The 21,178-nt window shown below is 70.9% G+C and carries 19 protein-coding genes and 1 pseudogene; 1 reads left to right on the top strand and 19 read right to left on the bottom strand.

Features of this window, described 5'->3' with window-relative positions; genetic code table 11:
• The 16 genes and pseudogenes from dprA to proS form a co-directional block, all read right to left on the bottom strand.
• Entirely contained in the window at positions 1 to 1,188 is a 1,188-nt protein-coding gene (gene dprA / locus OOK40_RS32680; protein ID WP_266488836.1) for a DNA-processing protein DprA, read from the bottom strand.
• Complete coding sequence (locus tag OOK40_RS32675) at positions 1,188 to 2,804, bottom strand: YifB family Mg chelatase-like AAA ATPase (RefSeq protein WP_266488834.1); 1,617 nt, start codon at positions 2,802 to 2,804, stop codon at positions 1,188 to 1,190. Before OOK40_RS32675 ends, dprA begins: the two co-directional genes overlap by 1 nt.
• Positions 2,804 to 3,166, bottom strand: a complete 363-nt coding sequence (locus tag OOK40_RS32670) for a YraN family protein (RefSeq protein WP_266488833.1) — start codon at positions 3,164 to 3,166, stop codon at positions 2,804 to 2,806. The genes OOK40_RS32675 and OOK40_RS32670 overlap by 1 nt, the downstream gene beginning before the upstream one ends.
• Positions 3,167 to 3,298: 132 nt before the next feature.
• Positions 3,299 to 3,607, bottom strand: coding sequence for a DUF2469 domain-containing protein (locus OOK40_RS32665; protein WP_003993268.1), 309 nt, complete (start codon positions 3,605 to 3,607; stop codon positions 3,299 to 3,301).
• A gap of 55 nt (positions 3,608 to 3,662) precedes the next feature.
• The gene (locus OOK40_RS32660) at positions 3,663 to 4,169 is read right to left on the bottom strand and encodes an NUDIX hydrolase (protein ID WP_266489292.1); all 507 of its coding nucleotides are present in this window, start codon (positions 4,167 to 4,169) and stop codon (positions 3,663 to 3,665) included.
• Positions 4,170 to 4,191: 22 nt separating this feature from the next.
• Positions 4,192 to 4,953: a signal peptidase I gene (lepB, locus tag OOK40_RS32655; protein ID WP_266488830.1), complete on the bottom strand. Its 762-nt coding sequence runs from the start codon at positions 4,951 to 4,953 to the stop codon at positions 4,192 to 4,194.
• A 73-nt stretch (positions 4,954 to 5,026) separates the two neighbouring features.
• Positions 5,027 to 5,980: a signal peptidase I gene (lepB, locus tag OOK40_RS32650; RefSeq protein WP_266488828.1), complete on the bottom strand. Its 954-nt coding sequence runs from the start codon at positions 5,978 to 5,980 to the stop codon at positions 5,027 to 5,029.
• Positions 5,931 to 6,957 (bottom strand): annotated as a pseudogene (gene lepB, locus OOK40_RS32645) (signal peptidase I); the annotation flags it as partial. The pseudogene lepB (OOK40_RS32645) and the gene lepB (OOK40_RS32650), both read right to left, overlap by 50 nt.
• Positions 6,950 to 7,753 carry a signal peptidase I gene (lepB, locus tag OOK40_RS32640; RefSeq protein WP_266488827.1) on the bottom strand — a complete coding sequence of 268 codons (804 nt, stop codon included), beginning with the start codon at positions 7,751 to 7,753 and terminating at the stop codon, positions 6,950 to 6,952. The gene lepB (OOK40_RS32640) and the pseudogene lepB (OOK40_RS32645), both read right to left, overlap by 8 nt.
• An 81-nt stretch (positions 7,754 to 7,834) precedes the next feature.
• Complete coding sequence (rplS, locus tag OOK40_RS32635; RefSeq protein WP_266488825.1) at positions 7,835 to 8,185, bottom strand: 50S ribosomal protein L19; 351 nt, start codon at positions 8,183 to 8,185, stop codon at positions 7,835 to 7,837.
• Positions 8,186 to 8,316: 131 nt separating this feature from the next.
• Positions 8,317 to 9,138: a tRNA (guanosine(37)-N1)-methyltransferase TrmD gene (trmD, locus tag OOK40_RS32630; RefSeq protein WP_266488822.1), complete on the bottom strand. Its 822-nt coding sequence runs from the start codon at positions 9,136 to 9,138 to the stop codon at positions 8,317 to 8,319.
• A complete protein-coding gene (gene rimM / locus OOK40_RS32625) occupies positions 9,138 to 9,683 on the bottom strand; it encodes a ribosome maturation factor RimM (protein ID WP_266488821.1) in 546 nt (181 codons plus the stop codon). Before rimM ends, trmD begins: the two co-directional genes overlap by 1 nt.
• A gap of 79 nt (positions 9,684 to 9,762) precedes the next feature.
• On the bottom strand, positions 9,763 to 10,002 hold the full coding sequence (locus OOK40_RS32620; RefSeq protein ID WP_003980229.1) for an RNA-binding protein: 240 nt from the start codon (positions 10,000 to 10,002) through the stop codon (positions 9,763 to 9,765).
• 2 nt (positions 10,003 to 10,004) lie between these two features.
• A complete protein-coding gene (rpsP, locus tag OOK40_RS32615; protein WP_266488820.1) occupies positions 10,005 to 10,454 on the bottom strand; it encodes a 30S ribosomal protein S16 in 450 nt (149 codons plus the stop codon).
• Positions 10,455 to 10,673: 219 nt separating this feature from the next.
• Positions 10,674 to 11,267: a hypothetical protein gene (locus OOK40_RS32610; RefSeq protein WP_266488818.1), complete on the bottom strand. Its 594-nt coding sequence runs from the start codon at positions 11,265 to 11,267 to the stop codon at positions 10,674 to 10,676.
• A 226-nt stretch (positions 11,268 to 11,493) separates the two neighbouring features.
• The gene (gene proS, locus OOK40_RS32605) at positions 11,494 to 12,906 is read right to left on the bottom strand and encodes a proline--tRNA ligase (protein ID WP_266488817.1); all 1,413 of its coding nucleotides are present in this window, start codon (positions 12,904 to 12,906) and stop codon (positions 11,494 to 11,496) included.
• Between the two features lie 211 nt (positions 12,907 to 13,117).
• On the opposite strand from proS, the gene OOK40_RS32600 reads away from it, so the two are divergent.
• Positions 13,118 to 13,957, top strand: a complete 840-nt coding sequence (locus OOK40_RS32600) for a methyltransferase domain-containing protein (RefSeq protein WP_266488816.1) — start codon at positions 13,118 to 13,120, stop codon at positions 13,955 to 13,957.
• Positions 13,958 to 14,981: 1,024 nt separating this feature from the next.
• Here OOK40_RS32600 and ftsH read toward each other — a convergent pair.
• From ftsH to OOK40_RS32585, 3 genes are all read right to left on the bottom strand, one after another.
• A complete protein-coding gene (gene ftsH, locus OOK40_RS32595) occupies positions 14,982 to 16,895 on the bottom strand; it encodes an ATP-dependent zinc metalloprotease FtsH (RefSeq protein WP_266488814.1) in 1,914 nt (637 codons plus the stop codon).
• A gap of 154 nt (positions 16,896 to 17,049) precedes the next feature.
• Positions 17,050 to 18,600: a signal recognition particle protein gene (gene ffh / locus OOK40_RS32590; RefSeq protein ID WP_266488812.1), complete on the bottom strand. Its 1,551-nt coding sequence runs from the start codon at positions 18,598 to 18,600 to the stop codon at positions 17,050 to 17,052.
• Positions 18,601 to 18,697: 97 nt separating this feature from the next.
• Positions 18,698 to 21,151: a [protein-PII] uridylyltransferase gene (locus OOK40_RS32585; protein WP_266488809.1), complete on the bottom strand. Its 2,454-nt coding sequence runs from the start codon at positions 21,149 to 21,151 to the stop codon at positions 18,698 to 18,700.
• Positions 21,152 to 21,178 lie beyond the last annotated feature (27 nt).

The following is a 21,178-nucleotide window of genomic DNA, read 5'->3' as shown; positions in this document are numbered from 1 at the left end:
TCAAGGACCGCCTCGCCGCGCGTTCGAACCGCGGATCGCGCCGCGCGTCAAGTGCCATCCGTCTCCATGCCGTTCGACGAACCCCAGCGAGTGCAGTTCGTACAGCCTGCCGAGCGTCTCGTCGGTCGTCGTCCCGGCAGCCCGCGCCAGCCGGCCACCGTCGGCCGCGCCGCGCGCCGGCATGGCCTCAAGAACCCGCGCGCTGACGGGATCCAGCAGATCCCTCGGGAGCACGGGCCCCCGCCGGTCAGGGGCGAGATCACCGATGTCCCCGACCAGCTCGGCCACTTCGGCAGCATCGGTGACCAGCACACCCTCCCCGCGCAGGAGTTCGTGCACGCCCGCCGAGAGCCCGCTGGTGGCCGGTCCCGGGACTCCCATCGTGTAGCGGCCGAGCTTCTGTGCGCTGCGCGCGGTGACCAGCGAACCGCTGCGGTATTCGGCCTCGATGACCACTGTGCCCCTGGTGAGGGCTGCGATGACCCGGTTGCGCAGGACGAATCTGCTGGGCGTGGGATGGTCGCCGGGCGCCAACTCTCCGATGACCAGCCCCTGTTCGGCGATGCGTCCGATCAATTCGGCATGCCCGCGCGGATAGACGACATCGACCCCGCAGGCGAGTACGGCGACGGTGGCTCCGCCCGCGGCGAGTGTGCCCCGGTGCGCCGAGCCGTCGACCCCGTAGGCCGCCCCCGACACCACGACCCAGCCGCGCTCGGCAAGCCCCGAGCCGAGGGTGGCCGCCATGTGCGCCCCGTACGGAGTGCAGGCCCGGGCTCCGACGACGGCGACCGAGCGCAGTGCCCATTTCCGCAGGTCGGCCCGTCCCCGCACCCAGAGTCCGATCGGTCTCGCGTCACGGAGGTCGTCGAGCTGGGTCGGCCATTCCTGGTCGCCCGGGCAGATGAAGCGGCCACCGACCGAGGCGACCGCCGCCAAGTCGCGGTCGGGGTCGGCCCCCGCAGCCCGTATCCGGTAGCCCGCGAGCCGCCTGGCCGTGGCTCCGGTCAGCCCTGCCTCCTCGTGCTCCGCTGCGGTCAGCCGCGCCATGAGCCCTTGAGCGCCGAACTCGCGCAGCCACCGCCCGCCATGCTCGTCCCCCGGCTCGATCACCCGCGTCAGCGCGGCCCGCGCGAACCGCTCACGCTCCCCGGCGACCGCCCGGCGCTCTCCCGCTGCGTCCGGCATCACGGCCCTCCCGCGCCGACGGGCATGGGCGCACCGCGCGCGATGCCCGTACGCAGCTCCAGGGCCAGGTCGACGTCGCAGACCTGCGGCCGGTCCCGCCCCGCGAGGTCCGCGATCGTCCACGCCACCCGCAGCACCCGGTCGATCCCCCGCGCCGTGAGCAGTCCCCGTTCCATGTCCCGCTCGGCCGCGGCCAGCGCCCCGGGCGCGACGAGCCAGCGCGTACGCAGCTCATGCCCCGGCACCTCGCTGTTGACCGTCCACGGCGTGCCCTGCAGCCGGGCCGCGGCACGCTCCCTGGCCTCCCCCACCCGGGCCGCGACGACTGCCGTCGGCTCCCCACGGCCGCCCTGGCACATCAGCTCTCCGCGGTTGACGGGCTCGACCCCGACCCGCAGATCGACCCGGTCGAGCAAGGGCCCGGACAGCCGCGCCTGATACCGCCGGATCACCGACGGCGGGCACTCGCAGCCCGCCCCTTGCAGGGTGTGCCGCCCACACGGGCATGGATTGGCCGCCAGGACCATCAGGAACCGGGCCGGCAGCCGCACCACTCCCGCGCTCCGCGCCACCACCACATGCCCGGATTCCAGCGGCTGCCTCAAGGCATCGAGCGCCTTGCCCGAAAACTCGGGCGTCTCATCGAGGAACAGCACGCCCCTGTGGGCGAGCGAGACCGCCCCGGGCCTCGGCAGGCCGTTTCCTCCGCCGACGAGCGACTGCATCGTCGCCGAATGGTGCGGCGCGCAGTACGGAGCGGTCCGTACCAAAGGCTCGCCCGGCGGCAGGATGCCCGCCACCGAGTGAACGGCGGTGACCTCCAAGGACTCCCGTCTGGTCAGCTGCGGCAGCAAGCCGGGCAGCCGCTCGGCCAGCATGGTCTTGCCCGCGCCGGGCGGTCCGTGCAGAAGGAGATGGTGGCCGCCGGCCGCCGCGACCTCCAGCGCCGTCCGTGCGGCGCGCTGCCCGGCGACATCGGCCAGGTCCGGTCCTTCGCCTGGCTCCCTCGCCAGCCCCGTGCCAACCCCCGCGCCCGGCACCATCAGTCCGGCCAGCATGGGATCCGGTCTGCCTTCCGGGACCGGTTCCTCCTCGGGCACCGGTTCATTGGTCAGTACGGCGATGAGCTGGCGCAGACTGCGGACGCCCAGCACCGAGACCCCCGGCACCAGTGAGGCCTCCCCCGCGGTCTGCTCCGGGACGACCACCTGCCGGTAGCCCGCCTCGGCGGCCGCGAGAACGGCCGGCAGCACTCCGCGTACCGGTCTCACCCGGCCGTCCAGGCCAAGCTCTCCGATCATGACCAGATCGGCGATGTCCTTGGCGTCGATGCGTTCCGCCGCACCGAGCACCGCGCAGGCCACCGCCAGATCGAATCCGCTGCCGCCTTTGGGGACGGAAGCCGGGCTGAGCCCTACGGTCAGTTTCTTCTGCGGCCATTCCGCGCCGGAGTTCACCACCGCTGCCCTCACCCGGTCCCGGCTCTCCGACAGGCTCTTGTCGGGCAGCCCCACCAGCGTGAAGGCTGCCACGCCCGGCTCCAGGTCCGCCTGGACTTCGACCACCACGCCCTCGACGCCGACCAGCGCCACGGAACACGCACGCGCGAACCCCATCAGGCCACCCCCCGCGCATGCTCGACGGTGGGTGCGCCGCGCCTGGGCAGCACCACACCCACCAGGTCGATGCGCACGCCACCGGGCGGCGGCCCCCCGGTGCGCTCCAGCCAGCACTCGGCCAGTCGTCTCAGCCGCTCCGCCTTCGCCGGCGTGACCGCGGCCATCGGATGCTGGAACGTGCCCGCCCTGCGGGTCTTGACCTCGCAGACGACCACGGTGTCGCCGTCCCGGGCCACGATGTCGATCTCACCGGCCCGCCCGCAGCGCCAGTTCCTCGCCAGCACCGTCATTCCGGCCTCGGCCAGCAGCCGCGCCGCCAGATCCTCGCCGTACCGCCCCAGTGCCCCCGTCGCGTTCATATCGGCACCACCTCCGGCACCGACTGTGACGCGTCGGGCGTCCACTGGTGGATCTTGGTGGACAGCCCGTCGATTGTGGATAACTCAGTCACCCAGGAGTGCAAGCACCACGGAGTGCACTCACCCGGGAGTTCAGCCGCTCGGGAGTTCCAGATCGCTCTTGTTGAGCTCTTCGATATTCACGTCCTTGAACGTGAGCACCCGCACCTGCTTGACGAACCTGGCCGGTCGGTACATGTCCCAGACCCATGCGTCCGCCATCGAGACTTCGAAGAAGACCTCGCCCTGCACCGAGTGCACCTGCATCTCGTAGTCATTGGTGAGGTAGAAGCGACGCTCGGTCTCGATCACATATTTGAACAGCCCGACGACGTCTCGGTACTCCCGGTAGAGCTTCAGCTCCATCTCGGTCTCGTACTTCTCGAGGTCCTCGGCGCTCATGGCATGTTCCCCTTCAGCCGTGCGTCCCCCTATTGTGCGCCAGCCCCACGGGCCCCTAGACGATTTCGGGGGCCAGGACAATCGGCGCACTCGGAGGACCCTCGTCGAGCAGCGTTCGCAGCAGCTCGGCGAGCCTGGTCGGATATACCGTCTCACGGGCCGCCGACAGTTCGGCGGAGGTCCACCACCTCAGACCCCCGACACTGCGCCGCTCAAGCTCCGTCAGTCCGCCCGGGGCCGTCGCCGTCTGCGCCGTACGCGCCAGGAAGTACCACTCGTCCTGGTCCCAGCGGCGTCCGTCGAACGGAAAGGAGCAGGTCCGCCGCCACAGCACCGGCCCCAGTTCGACCTCTGTGATCCCCGTCTCCTCGGCCAGCTCGCGCAGGGCGGCCTCCTCCCGGGTCTCCTCGCCCTCCAGTCCGCCGCCCGGCGTGAACCACCAGCGGTCGGCCGGATCCTGCGGCTCGTACCCGTGCATCAGGAGGATGCGGTCGTCGGGATCGAGCAGGACGACCCGGGCCACCTTCCGCAGCTCGCCGAGCGCCGGCTCCTCATCCGACACCGGCTCGCCGTGCGCCGATGGCTCATCCGACACCGGCGGTCGCCTTCTTGCGCCCGGCGCCCGCGGCCCCACGCCGCCTCCCCGACAGCCTGCGCGCGATGGGACCGTACAGAGCCCCGGCCACGATCAGCCCTGCCCCGACCGCCACCGACCCGACCACCAGCTTCACCGGTCCCGGCGGGGACACCCCGCCCGGCAGCGCGGCGAAGCCGTCGGGCCGCTCCAGCAGACCGCCGTCCAGGGGCCATGCCACGGCGTCCAGCCGGGCCTCCACGGCCGAGCGCGGCACCGACCCCTGGCCGGGGTCCTGAAGGTGTACGCGCGAGTCCTGCGAACCCATGCGCTCGTCGCCCAGCAGGAACAGCTGCCCCTTGGGCACGCTCGCCGTGAAGCTGTTCGACGCGGGTCCCTTGGTGCGCAGATACGGTTCCTCGACGGCCTTGCCGTTGACGGTCAGCTTGCCGCCGTCCCCGCAGCAGGCGATCGTGTCGCCGCCCACGCCGACCACACGCTTCACCATCGGCATGTCGCCCCACTGTTTGTCCCGGAAGACCACGATGTCCCCGCGCCGCACCTGGTCGCCGTCTATCCGCTCCGCAAGCACCCGGTCTCCGGCCTGCACGGTCGGCGTCATCGAGTCGGTCGGCACGGTGTACGGCTGGTAGACCACGGCCCCCCAGATGAACCCTCCGAGGAAGAGCACAGAGCCGACGGCCACGGCCAGACCCGACAGTGCATTGCCGAGCCGGCCGTGGCCGTCGTCCGTACGTACTGTTCCGCTCATCCCAGCGCTCCCCACCTCGGAGATTCGGTCCCCGGGCATCGTGCCCCGGGGATCGGCGATCTGGGACGGCACCCTACCCGGCGGTACGCCCGGAGGTCAGCCTCCTCCGGCGCAGGAGCACGATCGGCAGGGCGCCGATCGTGCCCAGCGCCAGGGGCGCGGCCGAGGCGGCAGCCGCGGCAGCGGAGTTGATGCCCGGCTGGTCGAAGGTCTCGGGCACCGGCAGCGTCGCCCAGCGGTCCAGCGGCCAGGCCACCACCACGGCACGTCCGACGACCTTGTCGACCGGAACGAAGCCGCCGTTCACGTCTTCCATGTGGTAGCGGGAGTCACGGGAGTTCTGGCGGTTGTCGCCCATCACCCAGATCCGGTCCTTCGGCACCTTGAAGGGGCCGAAGGGCTGGTCGTCGCAGGCGGTGCTGCCCGGGAAGATGTACGGCTCGTCGAGCGCCTTGCCGTTGACCTTGACCGGGCCGCCCTTCTTGCACTCCACCGTGTCGCCGGCGACCGCGATCGTCCGCTTGATCAGGTCCTTCTCCTCGGACGACGGCATCAGGCCGATGAAGCTGAGGAAGTTCTGCACGGCGTTCGGCTTGGGGGTGGGCTCACCGTCCAGCCAGCCGCCCGGGTCGTGGAAGACGACGACCTCGCCGCGCTCCGGCTCCGAGCCGAACCACGGGGTGAGTTTGTCGACCAGCACCCGGTCACCGCGCTGGAGGGTGTTCTGCATCGAGTCCGAGGGGATCGAGAACGCCTGTACCAGGAAGGTCTTGATGAGCAGCGCGAGAAGCAGCGCGATACCGATCAGGAGCGGCAGTTCCTTCCAGAAGGATCGCTGCTTCTTCTGTCCCGTACCACTGCCCTCGGAGGATCCGCCCCCGGCGCCCTGGACGCTCTCGTCGTCCACGCCGCCCGCCGTCCCCGGCGTACGCGCCGCCGATTCGTCCGTCACAGCTGCGGGTGACTCGGCGGGTTTCCCCGGCCTCTCCTCCGGCCCGTCGTGTCCGGATCGTGCGCCGACCGCCACGTCCCCCACATCCACTCCTCAGTCCGTGCGAACCGCCTGCCCCGGATCCGGAGCAGGCCCACTACTCCCATAACGAGCGGGAGTTCCGCAGGGCTCGGGAGCAGGATCATTCCGTTGAGATCCTGAGGTGACACCCTATTCGACGGGTGGAGTGCTGATGTCGACCCGGCACGCGCGTTCGGCACGGATGCGTACGTCTCGGGCTCCTCCAGCTTCCGCCAGTGGCCGATCGGCCAGGCGATGACCATGGCACGTCCGACGACCTGGTCCTCCGAGACCGTGCCCCGGTCCTTCTCGTCGAGATGGAAGCGCGAGTCGGCCGAGTTGGCCCGGTGGTCGCCCATGACGAAGATCCGCCCGGCCGGCACCTTGACCTCGAACTTCAGCGTCGAGGGAACGTTTCCGGGGTTCAGGTACGGCTCGATGAGCGGTACACCGTTGACGGTGACCCGCCCGTCCTTGTCGCAGCACTTGACGGTGTCCCCGCCGACCGCGACCACGCGCTTGATCAGATCCTGCTCGTCGTCGGAGGGCAGCAGTCCGATGAAGGTCAGGCCCTGCTTGACCTGCTTGACGACGATCGGGTCGTCCGTCTTCGGCTTCTCCTCTTGCCGGAGCCAGCCGCCCGGGTCCCTGAAGACCACGACGTCACCGCGCTGGGGCTTCGAGCCGAACCAGGGAGTGAGCTTGTCCACGAGCACGCGGTCCTGGATCCGGATCGTCTGCTCCATCGAGCCCGACGGGATCACAAAGGCCTGCACCAGGAACGTCTTGAGAACCAGCGCGATCATCAGCGCCACGGTGATCAGGAGAGGTATCTCCTTCACTGCCGAACGGCGGCGCTTGCGCTTCACCTTCTGAGCGAGCCTGCGCCGTTCCGCACGGCCCGGCAGCGTCCGGGAACCGTTCGTCGGCCGGGTCCCGGTGGGCAGCCTGGTGTCGGCCCGGTGGCTCGCTCGACGCCCGCGGTTACCCATGGGCGCCGCCCGGCATTCGTTCCGCCTCCCCGACGCGCGCAAAGGCACCGGACGGCTCCAGCGAGGTCCAGCGGCCGACCGGCCAGCCGATCCAGTCCGCCCGTCCGATCACCCTGTCGACGGGCACCATGCCGCCGCCGGGCTCCCCCAGATGGTCGCGGGAGTCGCGCGAATTGCTCCGGTGGTCCCCCATGACCCACAGAGTGCCCTGTGGGACGACGATGTCGAAGGGAACCTCTGACGGGACGTCACCGGGGTGCAGATATCCCTCGTCGACGGGTACGCCGTTCACCTCGACTCTTCCCCCCTTGTCGCAGCACACCACGCGGTCACCGCCCACGCCGACCACGCGCTTCACGAAGTCGGTCTCGGCGGGTTCGGCCAGTCCCAGCGCTGCGAACACGCCACGCGTCGCCGCACTGACCGGGTTCTCCTGCAGACCCTCCTGTACGAAGGATCCGGTGCCGTCGAAGACGACGACGTCCCCCCGCTCCGGCCCCGAACCGAAACGGTACGCCAGCTTGTTCACCAGAACCCGGTCCCCGACCTGAAGGGTGGGTTCCATCGAGCTGCTGGGGATCTGGAACGGCTGCACCACGAAATGGCTGAACAGCAGCACAACGACCGTGCAGGCGAGACCGAGCAGCCCGGCCCCGCGCCAGGACATCCCGGAGAGACGTTTACCCAGGTGCCCGGAGGGGCGTGATGAACGCACAGAGCGCGACCCCTCTTCCTCTTCCCCGGTGCCGGGGGCGGAAGAGCGGTCGCGCTCCGTGTACTTCGCTTCGGTGTCCATCGGGGCCAGAGCCTATCCGGCCCCTATGTGAACCCGGCGTGAGTGTGAGCCGAAGCTCAGGCGCGAGAGGCGAGCCGAGGCTCAGTTGTCGCGCTTCTCCTTGATCTTGGCGGCCTTGCCGCGCAGGTCGCGGAGGTAGTACAGCTTCGCGCGACGGACGTCACCGCGGGTGACGAGCTCGATCTTCTCGAAGATCGGGCTGTGCACCGGGAAGGTGCGCTCGACGCCGACGGAGAAGGAGACCTTGCGGACCGTGAAGGTCTCGCTGACGCCCGAGCCCTGGCGGCGGATGACAACGCCCTTGAACTGCTGGATACGCGAGCGGTTGCCCTCGATGACGCGCACGTGGACGTTCACGGTGTCGCCGGGACGGAAGGCGGGGACGTCGCTGCGCAGCGAAGCCGCGTTGACGTTGTCGAGCAGGTGAGCCATGTTGGTCTGCTTCCTCGCCGATGCCACAGGTCATCAGCGGAACGATCGAGATGAGAATCAGGGTGCTGGCCGCGTCGGGCGGGCGTCGTTCCCCCTGTGGCAGGGGCGCCGACCGGACGCACAGCAGCGGCCTATTCTTCCACGGCCTCGGGCCTGCGCCAAAATCGGCCGCCGGGCTCCGGCGACCAGCCCAGGATGGACAGGATCTCCCGGTCCTTCTTGTCGAAGGCGGAGGGATCGCAACGCTCAATCAGATCGGGCCTGTTGGCGGCCGTACGCCGCAGCGCCTCGTCCCGCCGCCAGCGCGCGATCTTCCCGTGGTGCCCGCTGACCAGCACGTCCGGAATGGCGCGGCCTCGCCACTCGGGCGGCTTGGTGTAGACGGGGCCTTCGAGCAGATTGGCCATCGCGCCGGGTGCGAAGGAGTCGTCCCGGTGCGACTCGGCATTGCCCAGGACGCCCGGCAGCAGCCGGGCCACGGCCTCGGTGATCACCAGGACGGCGGCCTCGCCGCCGGCCAGGACGTAGTCCCCGATGGATACCTCGTAGACCGGTATCCGGGTCGCGTACTCGTCGATGACCCGGCGGTCGATGCCCTCGTAGCGGGCGGGGGTGAAGATCAGCCACGGCCGCTCGGAGAGCTCGACGGCGAGTTCCTGGGTGAAGGGGCGGCCGCTGGGGGTGGGCACGACCATGACCGGGCCGTGCGCGCCCGTCTCGTAGCCGCTCGCGAGCGCGTCGTCGAGGGCGTCGCCCCAGGGATCGGTCTTCATGACCATGCCGGGACCGCCGCCGTACGGAGTGTCGTCGACGGTGTTGTGCCGGTCGTACGTCCACCGGCGCAGGTCGTGCACATGGACATCGAGCTGTCCACGCGCGCGTGCCTTGCCGACGAGCGAGACGTTCAGCGGTTCGAGGTATTCGGGGAAGATCGTGACGACGTCGAGCCTCATCAGTTCTCGTCCCTCGACGATGCGATCTCGGCCTCACTGTCGTCGATCAGCCCGGGCGGCGGCGTGATGACGGCCCGCTGCTTCTCCAGGTCGATCTCGCTCACGATGTCGCCGACGAAGGGGATCATCACCTCGCTGCCGTCCGGCCGCTCGACGATGAAGAGGTCCTGCGAGGGCAGATGGCTGATCTCGGTGATCCGGCCGATCTCGGTGCCGTCGGCGAGGACGACATCGAGGTCCATCAGCTGGTGGTCGTAGTACTCGTCCGGTTCCCCGGGCAGCTCTTGTGGGTCCACGTCCGCGATCAGCAGGGTGTTGCGCAGGGCCTCGGCCGCGTTTCGGTCCCGTACGCCCTCGAAGCGCAGCAGCAGCCTGCCGCTGTGCACCCGGCCGGTCTCGATCGTCAGCGGCCCCACCGCGGCCGGGTCGGTGGCCAGCACGGCGCCGGGGGCGAGCCGCAGTTCCGGCTCGTCCGTGCGCACCTCGACGGTGACCTCGCCCTTGATGCCGTGGGCCCGGCCGATACGCCCGACTACCAGCTGCACATGCTTCTCCTTCGATACGACTACGGGCCGGGGCGGGCTCGTAAGCCCTCCCCGGCCCGAGCCGGTGTTCAACAACGTGTCAGCGAACCTGGTCCACGTCGACAAGGTCGACGCGGATGCCACGGCCGCCAATGGCGCCCACGACGGTGCGCAGTGCGCGTGCGGTGCGGCCGTTGCGGCCGATCACCTTACCGAGGTCGTCGGGGTGGACCCGGACCTCGAGCACACGCCCGCGGCGCAGGGTGCGCGAGGCAACCTGCACGTCGTCCGGGTTGTCGACGATGCCCTTCACGAGGTGCTCGAGAGCCTCCTCGAGCATGCTCAGGCCTCGGTCGACTCAGCGGCGGACGCCGACGAGGCAGCCTCGGCCTCGTCCGCCTTCTTGTCGGCCTTCTTCGCCTTCGGGGTGATGGCCTCACCCTTCGGCTCGTCGCCCTCGAGGCCCTTGGTGAAGGCCTCGAACGCCGCGCGCTTGTCCTTCGGCTCCGCGACGAGCAGCGGCGCCGGGGCCGGCAGGCCCTTGTGCTTCTGCCAGTCACCGGTGAGCTTCAGGATGGCGAGAACCGGCTCGGTCGGCTGGGCGCCGACGGACAGCCAGTACTGCGCGCGCTCGGAGTCGACCTCGATGCGCGAGGGGTTCTGCACCGGGTGGTACAGGCCGATCTCCTCGATGGCCCGGCCGTCACGGCGGGTACGGGAGTCGGCAACGACGATGCGGTAGTGAGGCGAACGGATCTTGCCCAGACGCTTCAGCTTGATCTTGACTGCCACGGAAGTGGTGTCTCCTGGTCTTGACGTGGTTGGGCACAACGAGATGCCACGTGGGGTTGCGGTACTCGGGTGCCCGATGGACGCGTCAGCCGGAGGCGAGAGGGTTCCTGTGCGGCTGTCGAGTACAGCTAGCCATTGTGCCACACACCTGCGGCGGCCTCGCACCCGACCGGAGTCGCACCGCCCCCGTCGGGCGGCCCGACCCGGCGGGCGTGGCGGTCAGCTCGCCGCGGCGGCCACTTCCGGGATCCGGAAGGGCTTGCCGCAGCCGCCGCAGACAATGGGAGCCTGGGCGAGAACGGACGGAACGACCCGGACATTGCGCCCGCAGTCGCAGACCGCCTTCACGCGCACACCACCGCCGGACGAGCCGTGCCGGGCGGCCGGCCCGCGGAAGGAGCGCTTGGTGTCGGAGGCCGTCGCGACCGTGTGCGCCTTGAGGGCGCGCTGCAGTCTTTCGATCGTGGGTCGGTACCGTCTCTTCGCCTCGGGATTGAGCATGACCAGTGAGAAGCCGCTGCTCGGATGCGGCTCGTCGACATGGTCCAGGCCCATCTCCTCGGCGATCGCCAGGAATCGGCGGTTGTGATAGCGGCCGGCGCGTGAGGTGTCGCGGACACCTCGGGCGGCGGCGATGCCATGGACTGCCTCATGGAGCAGTCGCTCGAAGGAGAGCTCGGCGCCACAGGCGGACGAGGACTCTCCGATCAGGGACTCTGGCGCGGCAAGATCCGGCAGCTCGGGGTGGTGCCGCTGAATATCGGCCCACGCCTGTGCCAGCTCTGCGGCGAGAACAGGTGGTGTCGTGCTCACGTCGTGATAACGAGCCGAAGCGCTTGCGGGTTCCATTCCGGGGCATCCCAAATATTTTGCACGTACCCGTCAGTTGCCATTGATGCGTCCTGACGAGGGCGGGTGCGCTGATCTGCGGAGAAGCCTCGCAGCTCACAACAAGGTGGTACGTAGCGGCGCGTACGCCCCAGCGCGTAGGCAAGCTTCGCGCGCCGGGGCGGCTACCCGCTTGCGGGTAGCTCAAGCCTCAGTAGGCGCGGGCCACGATCGCGACAGTACCGGGGGCGTCGTCGGCCTCCGGCACCGACCCGTCCTCGGCGACCAGACACCGTACGGACACCGCCTGTTCGGCGAGCCGGGCCTCACCCTCCTGGCCCAGCGTCGACCACGGGATTCGCGCCCAGCCGCCCGCGACCGCGGCCTCGGCGGCCTCGTCGATCGTCCGCACCTCGGTCGTACGGGACTCACGGCGCTCCCTCGACTCGCGCAGCAACTGCGCCTGGTCCTCCTGCAGTACCGCGGGCAGCAGCTCGGCCAGGGCGTCGAGGCGCACCGGCTCCTTGCCTCCCGGGATACGGCGGGCCAGCATCGCGGTGCCCGCCTCCAGGTCCCGCGGTCCGATCTCGATCCGTACCGGCACGCCCTTGAGCTCCCAGTCGACCGCGCGACGGCCGAACGGGGTGTCGGTGCGGTCGTCGACCTGTACGCGCAGGCCCGCGGCCTTGAGCCGGTCGCCGATCTCGCGGACCTTGGCGACGGCCTCGTCGCCCTTGATGGCCATGACGACCACCTGGACGGCGGCGAGGCGGGGCGGGACGCGCAGTCCGTTGTCGTCGCCGTGGGACATGATCAGGCCGCCGACCATCCGGGTGGAGGTGCCCCAGGAGGTCTGCCAGGCGAGCTCCTGCCGGCCGTCCTTCGACAGATACGTGGTGTTGAAGGCCTTGGAGAAGTTGGTGCCGAGCTCATGGCTCGTACCCATCTGCAGGGCCTTGCCGTCGCCCATCATGCCTTCGAGCGTGAGGGTGTTGATGGCGCCGGCGAAGCGCTCCCTGGGCGTCTTGCGGCCGAGCACCACGTCGATGCCGAGGACGTTGACCATGAAGTCCGCGTAGACCTCCTTGTGGATGTACGCGGCGTAGTCGCGGGCGTCCTCGTAGGTGGCGTGGGCGGTGTGGCCCTCCTGCCAGAGGAATTCCGTCGTACGGAGGAAGACGCGCGGACGCATCTCCCAACGGACCACGTTGGCCCACTGGTTGATCAGGAGCGGCAGGTCTCGGTAGCTCTGGATCCACTTCGAGAAGTAGTCGTTGATGATCGTCTCGGAGGTGGGGCGTACGACGACGGGCTCCTCGAGCTCCTTGCCGCCCCCGTGGGTGACAACCGCGAGCTCGGGCGCGAAGCCCTCGACGTGCTCAGCTTCCCGAGTCAGGTAAGACTGTGGGATGAAGAGCGGGAAGTAGGCGTTCTGGGCGCCCGCATCCTTGATGCGGGCGTCCATCTCCTGCTGCATCCGCTCCCACAGGCCGTATCCGTACGGTCGGATGACCATGGTGCCGCGCACCGGGCCGTTGTCCGCCAGCTCGGCCTTGTTGATCAGGTCCTGGTACCAGCGTGGGAAGTCTTCCGACTGGGGCGTGAGAACAGGTGCCTTTGCCATGGCGCGCATCGTACGGCGACACCGGTGCCGAACGTGAATCGGCCTGCGTCCTGGGGGCGCACGCCGGTGGCACGCAAGCATTGCCATTCAACCCCTGGACTTGCGGACGCATGCGGAGTTCTCTGGCATACGGGGGGAGCGCAGGCGTACGCACACGGGGGGCTGTCCTTCAGGGCTCGGCTGACCTCTTGGCGGATTGGGGCGCTTTCTGATGACACCGACTCTCGTCCAGCACCGACCCCATGCGGCGTCCGCGGCTCCGTCCCCGGCGGAGGCGTACGCGCGGGCCCGGGACTGGGCCGAGATCCAGGAACGGATGCTGGTGCCGCTCTACGAGGCGGTGTACGAGCGCCTGGAGGTCGGTCCGGGGACGCGGCTGCTCGGTCTCGGCTGCGGGTCCGGTCTGGCGCTGCTGATCGCGTCGGCGCGCGGTGCGAGCGTGACCGGCTGCGACACGGACCGCGAACGGCTGGCGCTGGCGCGGGAACGGATGGCTCCGGACGCGGGTGCGCACCGTGATGTCGAACTGGTGGAAGGCGAGGCGGCGGCGGATCCGGCGCGGCCCGCGTACAACCTGATCACCGCGTTTCAGCCGATCGGCTGTATGGCGGGTGACTCTGAGGGTCTCGTTCCGGCGCTGACGGCAGCCGTGGAACTGGCCGAACACGGCAGCGCGGTGGTCCTGAACGGCTGGGGCCCGCCGGAGCGGTGCGCCACGTCGGGCGTCCTGCGGGTGGCGGGCCGGCTGACGGACCCCCTGCGCACGGGCGGCTGGCGCGCGGCCCGTCGGGACGACCTGGAGGACGTCGCGTCCCGGGCCGGCCTGAAGCCCGACGGCTCGGGGCGGGTGGCGTGCCCCTTCGGCTACGCGGACATGGAGAGCGCGGTGCGGGGGCTGCTGTCGACGGGGCTGTACGGGGCGGCGGTGCGGGCGACGGATGTGTCGCAGGTGGAGAAGGAGATGACGGAGGCGCTGCATCCGCATCGGCGGCGGGACGGGACGGTGTGGATGCCGAATGTGTTCCGGTACCTGATTGCGCGGACGCGCTGAGGGGGCGGGGCAGTTCGGGTGGCGCGGGGTGGGGTGGGGCCGCTGCGCGGGGCTTTCCCCTACCCGCCCCTTCCCACAACCGGGGCAAGCCCCGGACCCCACGGGGGCGGCAGCCTCGCGCCGCGGGGTGCGGGCCCGTGCGCGACGCACGGTGCGGCTCGGACTCGACGCCGGAGCAGGCCCTGCGGCCACACCGGGTGGCAGCTTCGCGCCGCAGTGCGCGCCGGTTCGCGCCGTCCCGGGCCGACCCGGCAGGCGGCACTTCGCGCCGCACTGTGCGGACGCGTGCGTGAGTGGCGCAGCTTGCGGGCCGGTTCGCGTCAACACTGCTCACTACCCGGGCAGGCCCCCGGAACCCCACGGGCGGCAGCTTCGCCGGGCACTCTGTGGGCCCGTTGCTCCGCAGCGGTGTGCGCGGGGCCGCAGCTTCGCGCCGCAGGGTGCGGGCTGCCGGTTCACGCCGCCATGGCCGACCATCAGGCGGCAGGCCCCGGATCCATGAGCGGCAGCGCCGCACTGTGCGTGCCCTTGCGCATGGCGGGACGCAGGCCCGCCCCACCGGGCAGCAGCTTCGCAGCGCACTGTGCGCCCGTACGCGGCGCACGGCGCGGGCCCCCGCGCCCTACCGGGCGGCAGCTTCGCGCCGCAGGGTGCGCGCCGGTTCAAGCCGCCCCGCCGACCATCGGGGGGAGGCCCGGAGCCCCCAAGGCGGCAGCTTCGCGCCGGACCAGGCGGCGCCGTTCGCGGCGCCAGGCCCGACTATTGGGGGCAGGCCCCCGGCCCCACGGGGGCGGCAGCTTCGCGCCGCAGGGTGCGCGCCGGTTCAAATCGCCCGGCCGACTATCGGGGCAGGACCGAAGCCCCGCAGGCGCAGCTTCGCGCCGGACCATGCGGCGCCGGTTCGCTGCGCCAGGCCCGACTGTTGGGGCAGGCCCCCGGCCCCAAGAGGGCGGCAGCTTCGTGCCGCAGGCGCCGACCGTGACGCCCGTTCGCGGCGCATGGCGCGCGGCGCAGTTCGCGGCGCCTACGTGTCCTGGGTGAGGCGTGCGATGCCCGCCGCGCGGTAGGCCGCTTCCTCGTCGAGTGTCTCGTGGGTCAGGAGCGCCTCCGCCAGGGCGTCCAGGCGGTCGCGGTTGTCGCGGAGTTGGCGGCAGGCGCTCTCGTAGCACTCGTCGACGATGCGGCGCATCTCGTGGTCCACCGCGTCCAGCGTCGCTGGCGCCGCCGTGAGGCCGTACGGCTGCTGGGCGTCCCCCGGGATCGCGGTCAGTCTGCCGACGCGCTGGCTCAGGCCCCAGCGGCCGACCATGCCCCGGGCCAATTGGGTGACCTGTTCGAGGTCGCTTTCCGAGCCCGTCGTGATCACGTCGAAGACGACATGCTCGGCCGCCATACCACCCAGCGAGCCGACGATGCGGCCGCGCAGATACTCCTCCGTGTACGCGTACCTGTCGGCGTCCGGGGTGGAGATCGCGACACCAGGCGCCCGGCCGCGCGGCACGATGGTCACCTTGCGGACCGGGTCGGCGCCCGGCTGGAGCATGCCGAGAAGGGCGTGGCCGCTCTCGTGGTAGGCGGTGCGACGGCGTTCCTCCTCCGGCATCACCAGTGCGCGTTCCGCGCCGAGTTGGACCTTCTCCAGTGCGGCGAAGAGGTCGGACCGGGTGACCGCGGGCTCCTTGCGCTTGACCGCGAGGAGCGCCGCCTCGTTCGCCAGCTTGGCGAGTTCCGCGCCCGTCATCCCCGGTGTCGCACCGGCGATCCGGCCCAGGTCGACGTCGTCGGCGAGCGGGATCTCCCGGGTGTGGATCCTCAGGATCGCCTCCCGGCCGCCCCTGTCCGGCGGTGAGACCTGGACGACCCGGTCGAAACGGCCGGGCCGGGTCAGCGCGGGATCGAGCACGTCCGGCCGGTTGGTGGCGGCGATGACGACCACGCCCTCCGAGCCGGTGAAGCCGTCCATTTCGCCGAGGATCTGGTTGAGCGTCTGCTCGCGCTCGTCGTGCCCGCCCAGGCCCGTCCCGCCGCCGCGCGCCCGCCCGATTGTGTCGATCTCGTCGATGAAGAGGATGGCGGGGGCCGCCTCGCGGGCTTCGGCGAAGAGTTCACGGACCCGGCTCGCGCCGACCCCGACGATCATCTCGATGAACTCCGACGCCGATGCCGAGAAGAACGGCACGCCCGCCTCCCCCGCCACCGCCCGCGCGAGCAGCGTCTTCCCGGTCCCGGGCGGCCCCGCGAGCAGCACGCCGCCGGGCATCCGGGCGCCCATCCTCCCGTACGCCTGCGGGTTCTTGAGGAAGTCGACGACATCGTTGAGCTCCGCCTCGACCTCGTCGATCCCGGCGATGTCCTCGAACGTGGTGCGTTTGCCCGCCTCGAACTCGACCGGTCCGGACGGCGGCTTGGGGGCGAGCATGCCGCCGCCCAGCGGGGCGCCCATGCGACGGGCGAAATACACCCACAGCAGCACGAGAAGCGCCATCGGTGCGAGGGAGATCAGCAGATTGGCCAGAATGCTGCGCTCCTGGACGACCGGCTGGGCCGTCACGGTGACCTGCTGCCTGCTCAGCTCGTCCCACAGCCTGTCGTCGGCGAAGGCCGGACGCTGGGTCTTGAAGGTCGTGTAGTCGCCCTCGCCGTCGGGGGCCGGGGCCTTCTGCTTGAGCCTGCCCTGGATCGCGTCGCCTTCGGAGTAGATCTTGGAGACATTGCCGGCCGCGACCTGCTTGCTGAACTCCGTGTACGGGATGGTGGGCTCGCCGACGCCGTTGAAGAAGGACAGCAGAAGGTTGGCGATCAGATAGACGACGAGCGCGGCAAGGACCAGCCCGATCCAGCCGCCGGGCATCCTCTTCCTCGGCGCAGGCGGTGGGGGCGCGCCTTCCGAGCGCCACGGATGGTCCGTCCGGTCGCGTGGGGGTACGGGGTTGGCCACGCCTGTTCTCCTCCGCCCTGCCTCGGCCCCTGTGCCCATGACCGCATGGATCCCCTGGCGTCGCCAGCCGAGGACGTATCCGGGGGTACTCGCGCGGGGCGGGACAGCAAAAGGGCCCGCGGCCGGTCCGGCCGCGGGCCCTTCAGAACTGCTGTCAGCCCATGAACTTCTTGAACTCGTCGGGCAGTTCGAAGTCCTTGCCCTGCTCACCGGCCGGCAGTCCGAATGCCCCGCCCTGCGCCGCCTGCTCGCGGCGGGCCGCTGCCGCCTGCTCCTCGGCCCTGCGCTTCATCGGGTTGCCGCTCTTGCGCTTGCCCTTGGCCTGCTTGATCTGCTTCTTCTGACGGCCGGGGCCGCCACCCATGCCCGGCATCCCGGGCATTCCCGGCATCCCGCCGCCCTGGGCCATCCTCGACATCATCTTGCGGGCCTCGAAGAACCGCTCCACCAGGCTCTTCACGGCGCTGACCTCGACACCCGAGCCCTTGGCCACACGGGCCCGGCGCGAGCCGTTGATGATCGTCGGGTCCTGGCGCTCGGCCGGGGTCATCGACTTGATGATCGCGGCGGTACGGTCCACGTCCCGCTCGTCGATGTTGTTGATCTGGTCCTTGATCTGACCCATGCCGGGCAGCATTCCGAGCAGCTTGGAGATGGAGCCCATCTTCCTGACCTGCTCCATCTGGGCCAGGAAGTCGTCGAGCGTGAAGTCCTTGCCCTTACTGCTCGCCAGCTTCGAGGCCATCTTGGCGGCCTCTTCCTGGCTGAAGGTCTGCTCGGCCTTCTCGATCAGGCTGAGCATGTCGCCCATGCCGAGGATGCGGGACGCCATGCGGTCCGGGTGGAACGCGTCGAAGTCGTCCAGCTTCTCGCCGTTGGAGGCGAACATGATCTGGCGGCCGGTGACATGCGCGATGGAGAGCGCCGCACCACCGCGGGCGTCGCCGTCGAGCTTGGAGAGCACCACGCCGTCGAAGCCGACGCCGTCGCGGAAGGCCTCCGCGGTGTTGACCGCGTCCTGACCGATCATCGCGTCGACGACGAAGAGGACCTCGTCGGGGCTGACGGCGTCGCGGATGTCCGCGGCCTGCTGCATCAGCTCCTGGTCGATGCCGAGGCGGCCGGCGGTGTCGACGATGACGACGTCGTACTGCTTGGCCCTGGCGTGCTCGATGGAGTCCTTGGCGACCTTGACCGGGTCGCCGACACCGTTGCCCGGCTCCGGCGCGTAGACCGCGACGCCCGCGCGCTCGGCGACGACGGCGAGCTGGTTGACCGCGTTGGGGCGCTGCAGGTCACAGGCGACGAGCAGCGGCGCGTGGCCCTGGCCCTTGAGCCAGAGGCCCAGCTTTCCGGCGAGCGTGGTCTTACCGGCACCCTGGAGACCCGCGAGCATGATCACGGTCGGCGGCTGCTTGGCGAAGCGCAGGCGCCGCGTCTCGCCACCGAGGATGCCGACGAGCTCCTCGTTGACGATCTTGATGACCTGCTGGGCCGGGTTCAGTGCCTGGGAGACCTCGGCGCCGGTCGCGCGTTCCTTGATCTGCTTGATGAAGGCACGGACGACGGGCAGCGCCACGTCGGCCTCGAGCAGCGCGATACGGATCTCGCGCGCCGTGGCGTCGATGTCCGCCTCGGACAGGCGGCCCTTGCCCCGGAGGTTCTTGAATGTCGCGGCAAGGCGGTCGGAGAGGGTGTCGAACACGGTGGTCGCGGATCCTCAGATGTCGGGAGCGGGCGGACAGTGTCCCCCAGGGTATCCGGCCGCGCGAGGTGGGGTCTGCCCCGTGGGGAGTCTCACGTCATGACCGCAGCACGGCCTCCAGGGCACGGGCGGTCCGGGCGGCCTCCTCGGCGGGCAGTGGCGCCCCCTCGGGATCGGTCACATAGAAGGCGTCGACGGCGTTCGAGCCGAGGGTGGAGACATGGGCGCTGCGCACCCGTACCGCCTCGTCCTCCAGTGCCCGGCCGATCCGGTGCAGCAGGCCCGGCGCATCCTGGGCGCGGACCTCGATGACCGTGGCCAGGCTCGAACCTGCAGCGGCCACCGTCACCTGCGGTGGCGGAGCCTGCACCCCGCGGCGGCGCGGGTAGGCCGACTCCCGCTCGGCGAGCCTGGCCGGGATGTCGAGCGAGCCGTCCAGCGCCCGGACGAGATCGCTGCGGAGGCGGGCGGCCTGCGGAAGGGAGCCGTACTCGGCGGCGACGCGCCAGCTCAGCAGCAGTACGCCGGCGGGTCCGCCCAGTTCACTGGGCAGCTCGATGGAGCTCAGATCGGCGGCGCGTACGGTCAGCCGGTGCAGGGCGAGCACTCCGGCGGCGGCGGGCAGTACGCCCGGCTGGTCGGGCAGGGCGATCAGCAGCTCGACGCCGACCGGTTCGGGTTCGTCCCCGGCGGGTGCCTCGGTCTGGGCGTGCAGCGCGAGTACGGGTTCGCCGGTACGCAGCGCCTCGATGGCGAGCCGTTCCTGTTCGGCACTGGGCGCCGCCGGCTCCGGTTCGGCCGGGGCGTTGCCCGCGAGGACCGCCGCCACCCGCTTGACCAGGTCGGTCACGAGCGAGCCGCGCCAGGCCGACCAGGCCGCGGGCCCGGTGGCGAGCGCGTCGGCCTCGGTGAGGGCGTGCAACAGCTCCAGGGTGCTCACCGATCCCACGACCTCGGCGACGGAGGCGACCGTCGCGGGATCGTCCAGATCGCGCCGGGTGGCTGTTTCGATCAGCAGCAGATGGTGGCGTACGAGGGTGGCGATGACGGCCACGTCGGCCCGGTCGAATCCGATCCGGGTGGCGACGTCCCGCGCGATGGTCTCGCCGGCCACCGAGTGGTCGCCGGGCCAGCCCTTGCCGATGTCGTGCAGCAGGGCGGCGATCAGCAGCAGGTCGGGGCGGCCGACGCGGCGGGTCAGCGCCGAGGCCTTGACCGCGGCCTCGACGAGATGCCGGTCGACGGTCCAGGTGTGTACGGCATTGCGCTGCGGGCGGCACCGTACGCGCTCCCAGTCGGGCAGCAGCCGGGTGATCAGGCCCTCGGCCTCCAGCGCCTCCCACACGCCGATCGTCGACTCCCCCGCGCCGAGCAGGGTGACGAGCTCCTCGCGCGCCTCGGCGGGCCAGGGCACGGGCAGTGGCCGGGTGGTCGCGGCGAGTCGCCGCACCGCGTGAAGCGAGATCGGCAGATCCGACTGGGCGGCCGCGGCAGCGGCCCGCAGCGGGAGCACGGGGTCGCGCTCGGGCTTGGCGGTGCGGGCGAGCACCACCTCGCCGTCCTGCTCGACGACGCCTTCGGCGAGCGGAGTGCGCTCGGGCTGCTGTCCGCGGCCACCGCCGAGCATGGCGCGCAGCCGGGGCCGTACGGCCCGTGACCTGAGCACCCGGTTCACCTCGCGCCAGGTGACATCGGTGGCGTACGAGACGGTGCGCGCCGCCTCGTACACCTGGCGCAGCAGCGCGTCGGCGTCCAGCAGGCCCAGCTCGGCGGCGACCTGGTCCTGCTCCTGGAGGGCGAGGCGGTCGGTGGCCCGCCCGGTCGTCAGATGCAGCGCGTCGCGGGCGTCCAGCAGCGTCCGGCGCGCCTCGGCGAGCCCTTCGCGCGGCGCGTCGGCGAGCCAGGAGGCGGCGACGGCGCGCAGTGCGGTGGCGTCGCGCAAGCCGCCGCGCGCCTCTTTCAGGTCGGGCTCCAGAAGGAACTGCAGCTCGCCCTGGCGCTCGGCCCGTTCGCGGCAGAGCTCGTCGAGCTGGGGCAGCCGTTTGGGGGCCTGGTTGCGCCAGTCGGCCAGTACAGCGGTGCGCAGCCCGGCGACCAGACCCAGATCACCCGCGACCGGGCGCGCGTCCAGCAGCCCCAGCTGCACCTTCAGATCCTCGCCCGCGGTCTTGCGGGCCTCGGCAGGGGTGCGTACGGAGTGGTCGAGGGCGAGCCCCAGGTCCCACACCGGGTACCAGATCCGGTCCGCGAGCGCGGCGAGCGCGCCCGCTCCGGCGCTCCCGTCGTGCAGCAGGAGCAGATCGAGGTCGCTGCGCGGGGACAGCTCCCCGCGTCCGTAGCCGCCGACGGCGACGAGCGCCGCGCCGCGCACCTTCGCCTCCTTACAGGCGGTGGTGAAGAGCGCGGACAGCCACTCGTCGGTCAGCGTGGCCAGGGCCGCACGGCGCGGCGGCCCGGACTGCTCCTTCTCGTTGAGAAGGTGCAGCCGGGCCGCCGCATAGCCGCTGGGTCCCGAGTCTTCCGCTTCGGTGGTCACTTCGAGGCTCGTCACCCAGTAGCTCCTGATTCTGTAGAGCGG

The organism is Streptomyces sp. NBC_01481 (assembly GCF_026339995.1).
In the GTDB taxonomy this organism is placed as follows: Bacteria; Actinomycetota; Actinomycetes; order Streptomycetales; family Streptomycetaceae; genus Streptomyces.
The sequence above is the reverse complement of the archived record's forward strand: the minus strand, read 5'-3'. Positions and strand labels throughout refer to the sequence as shown.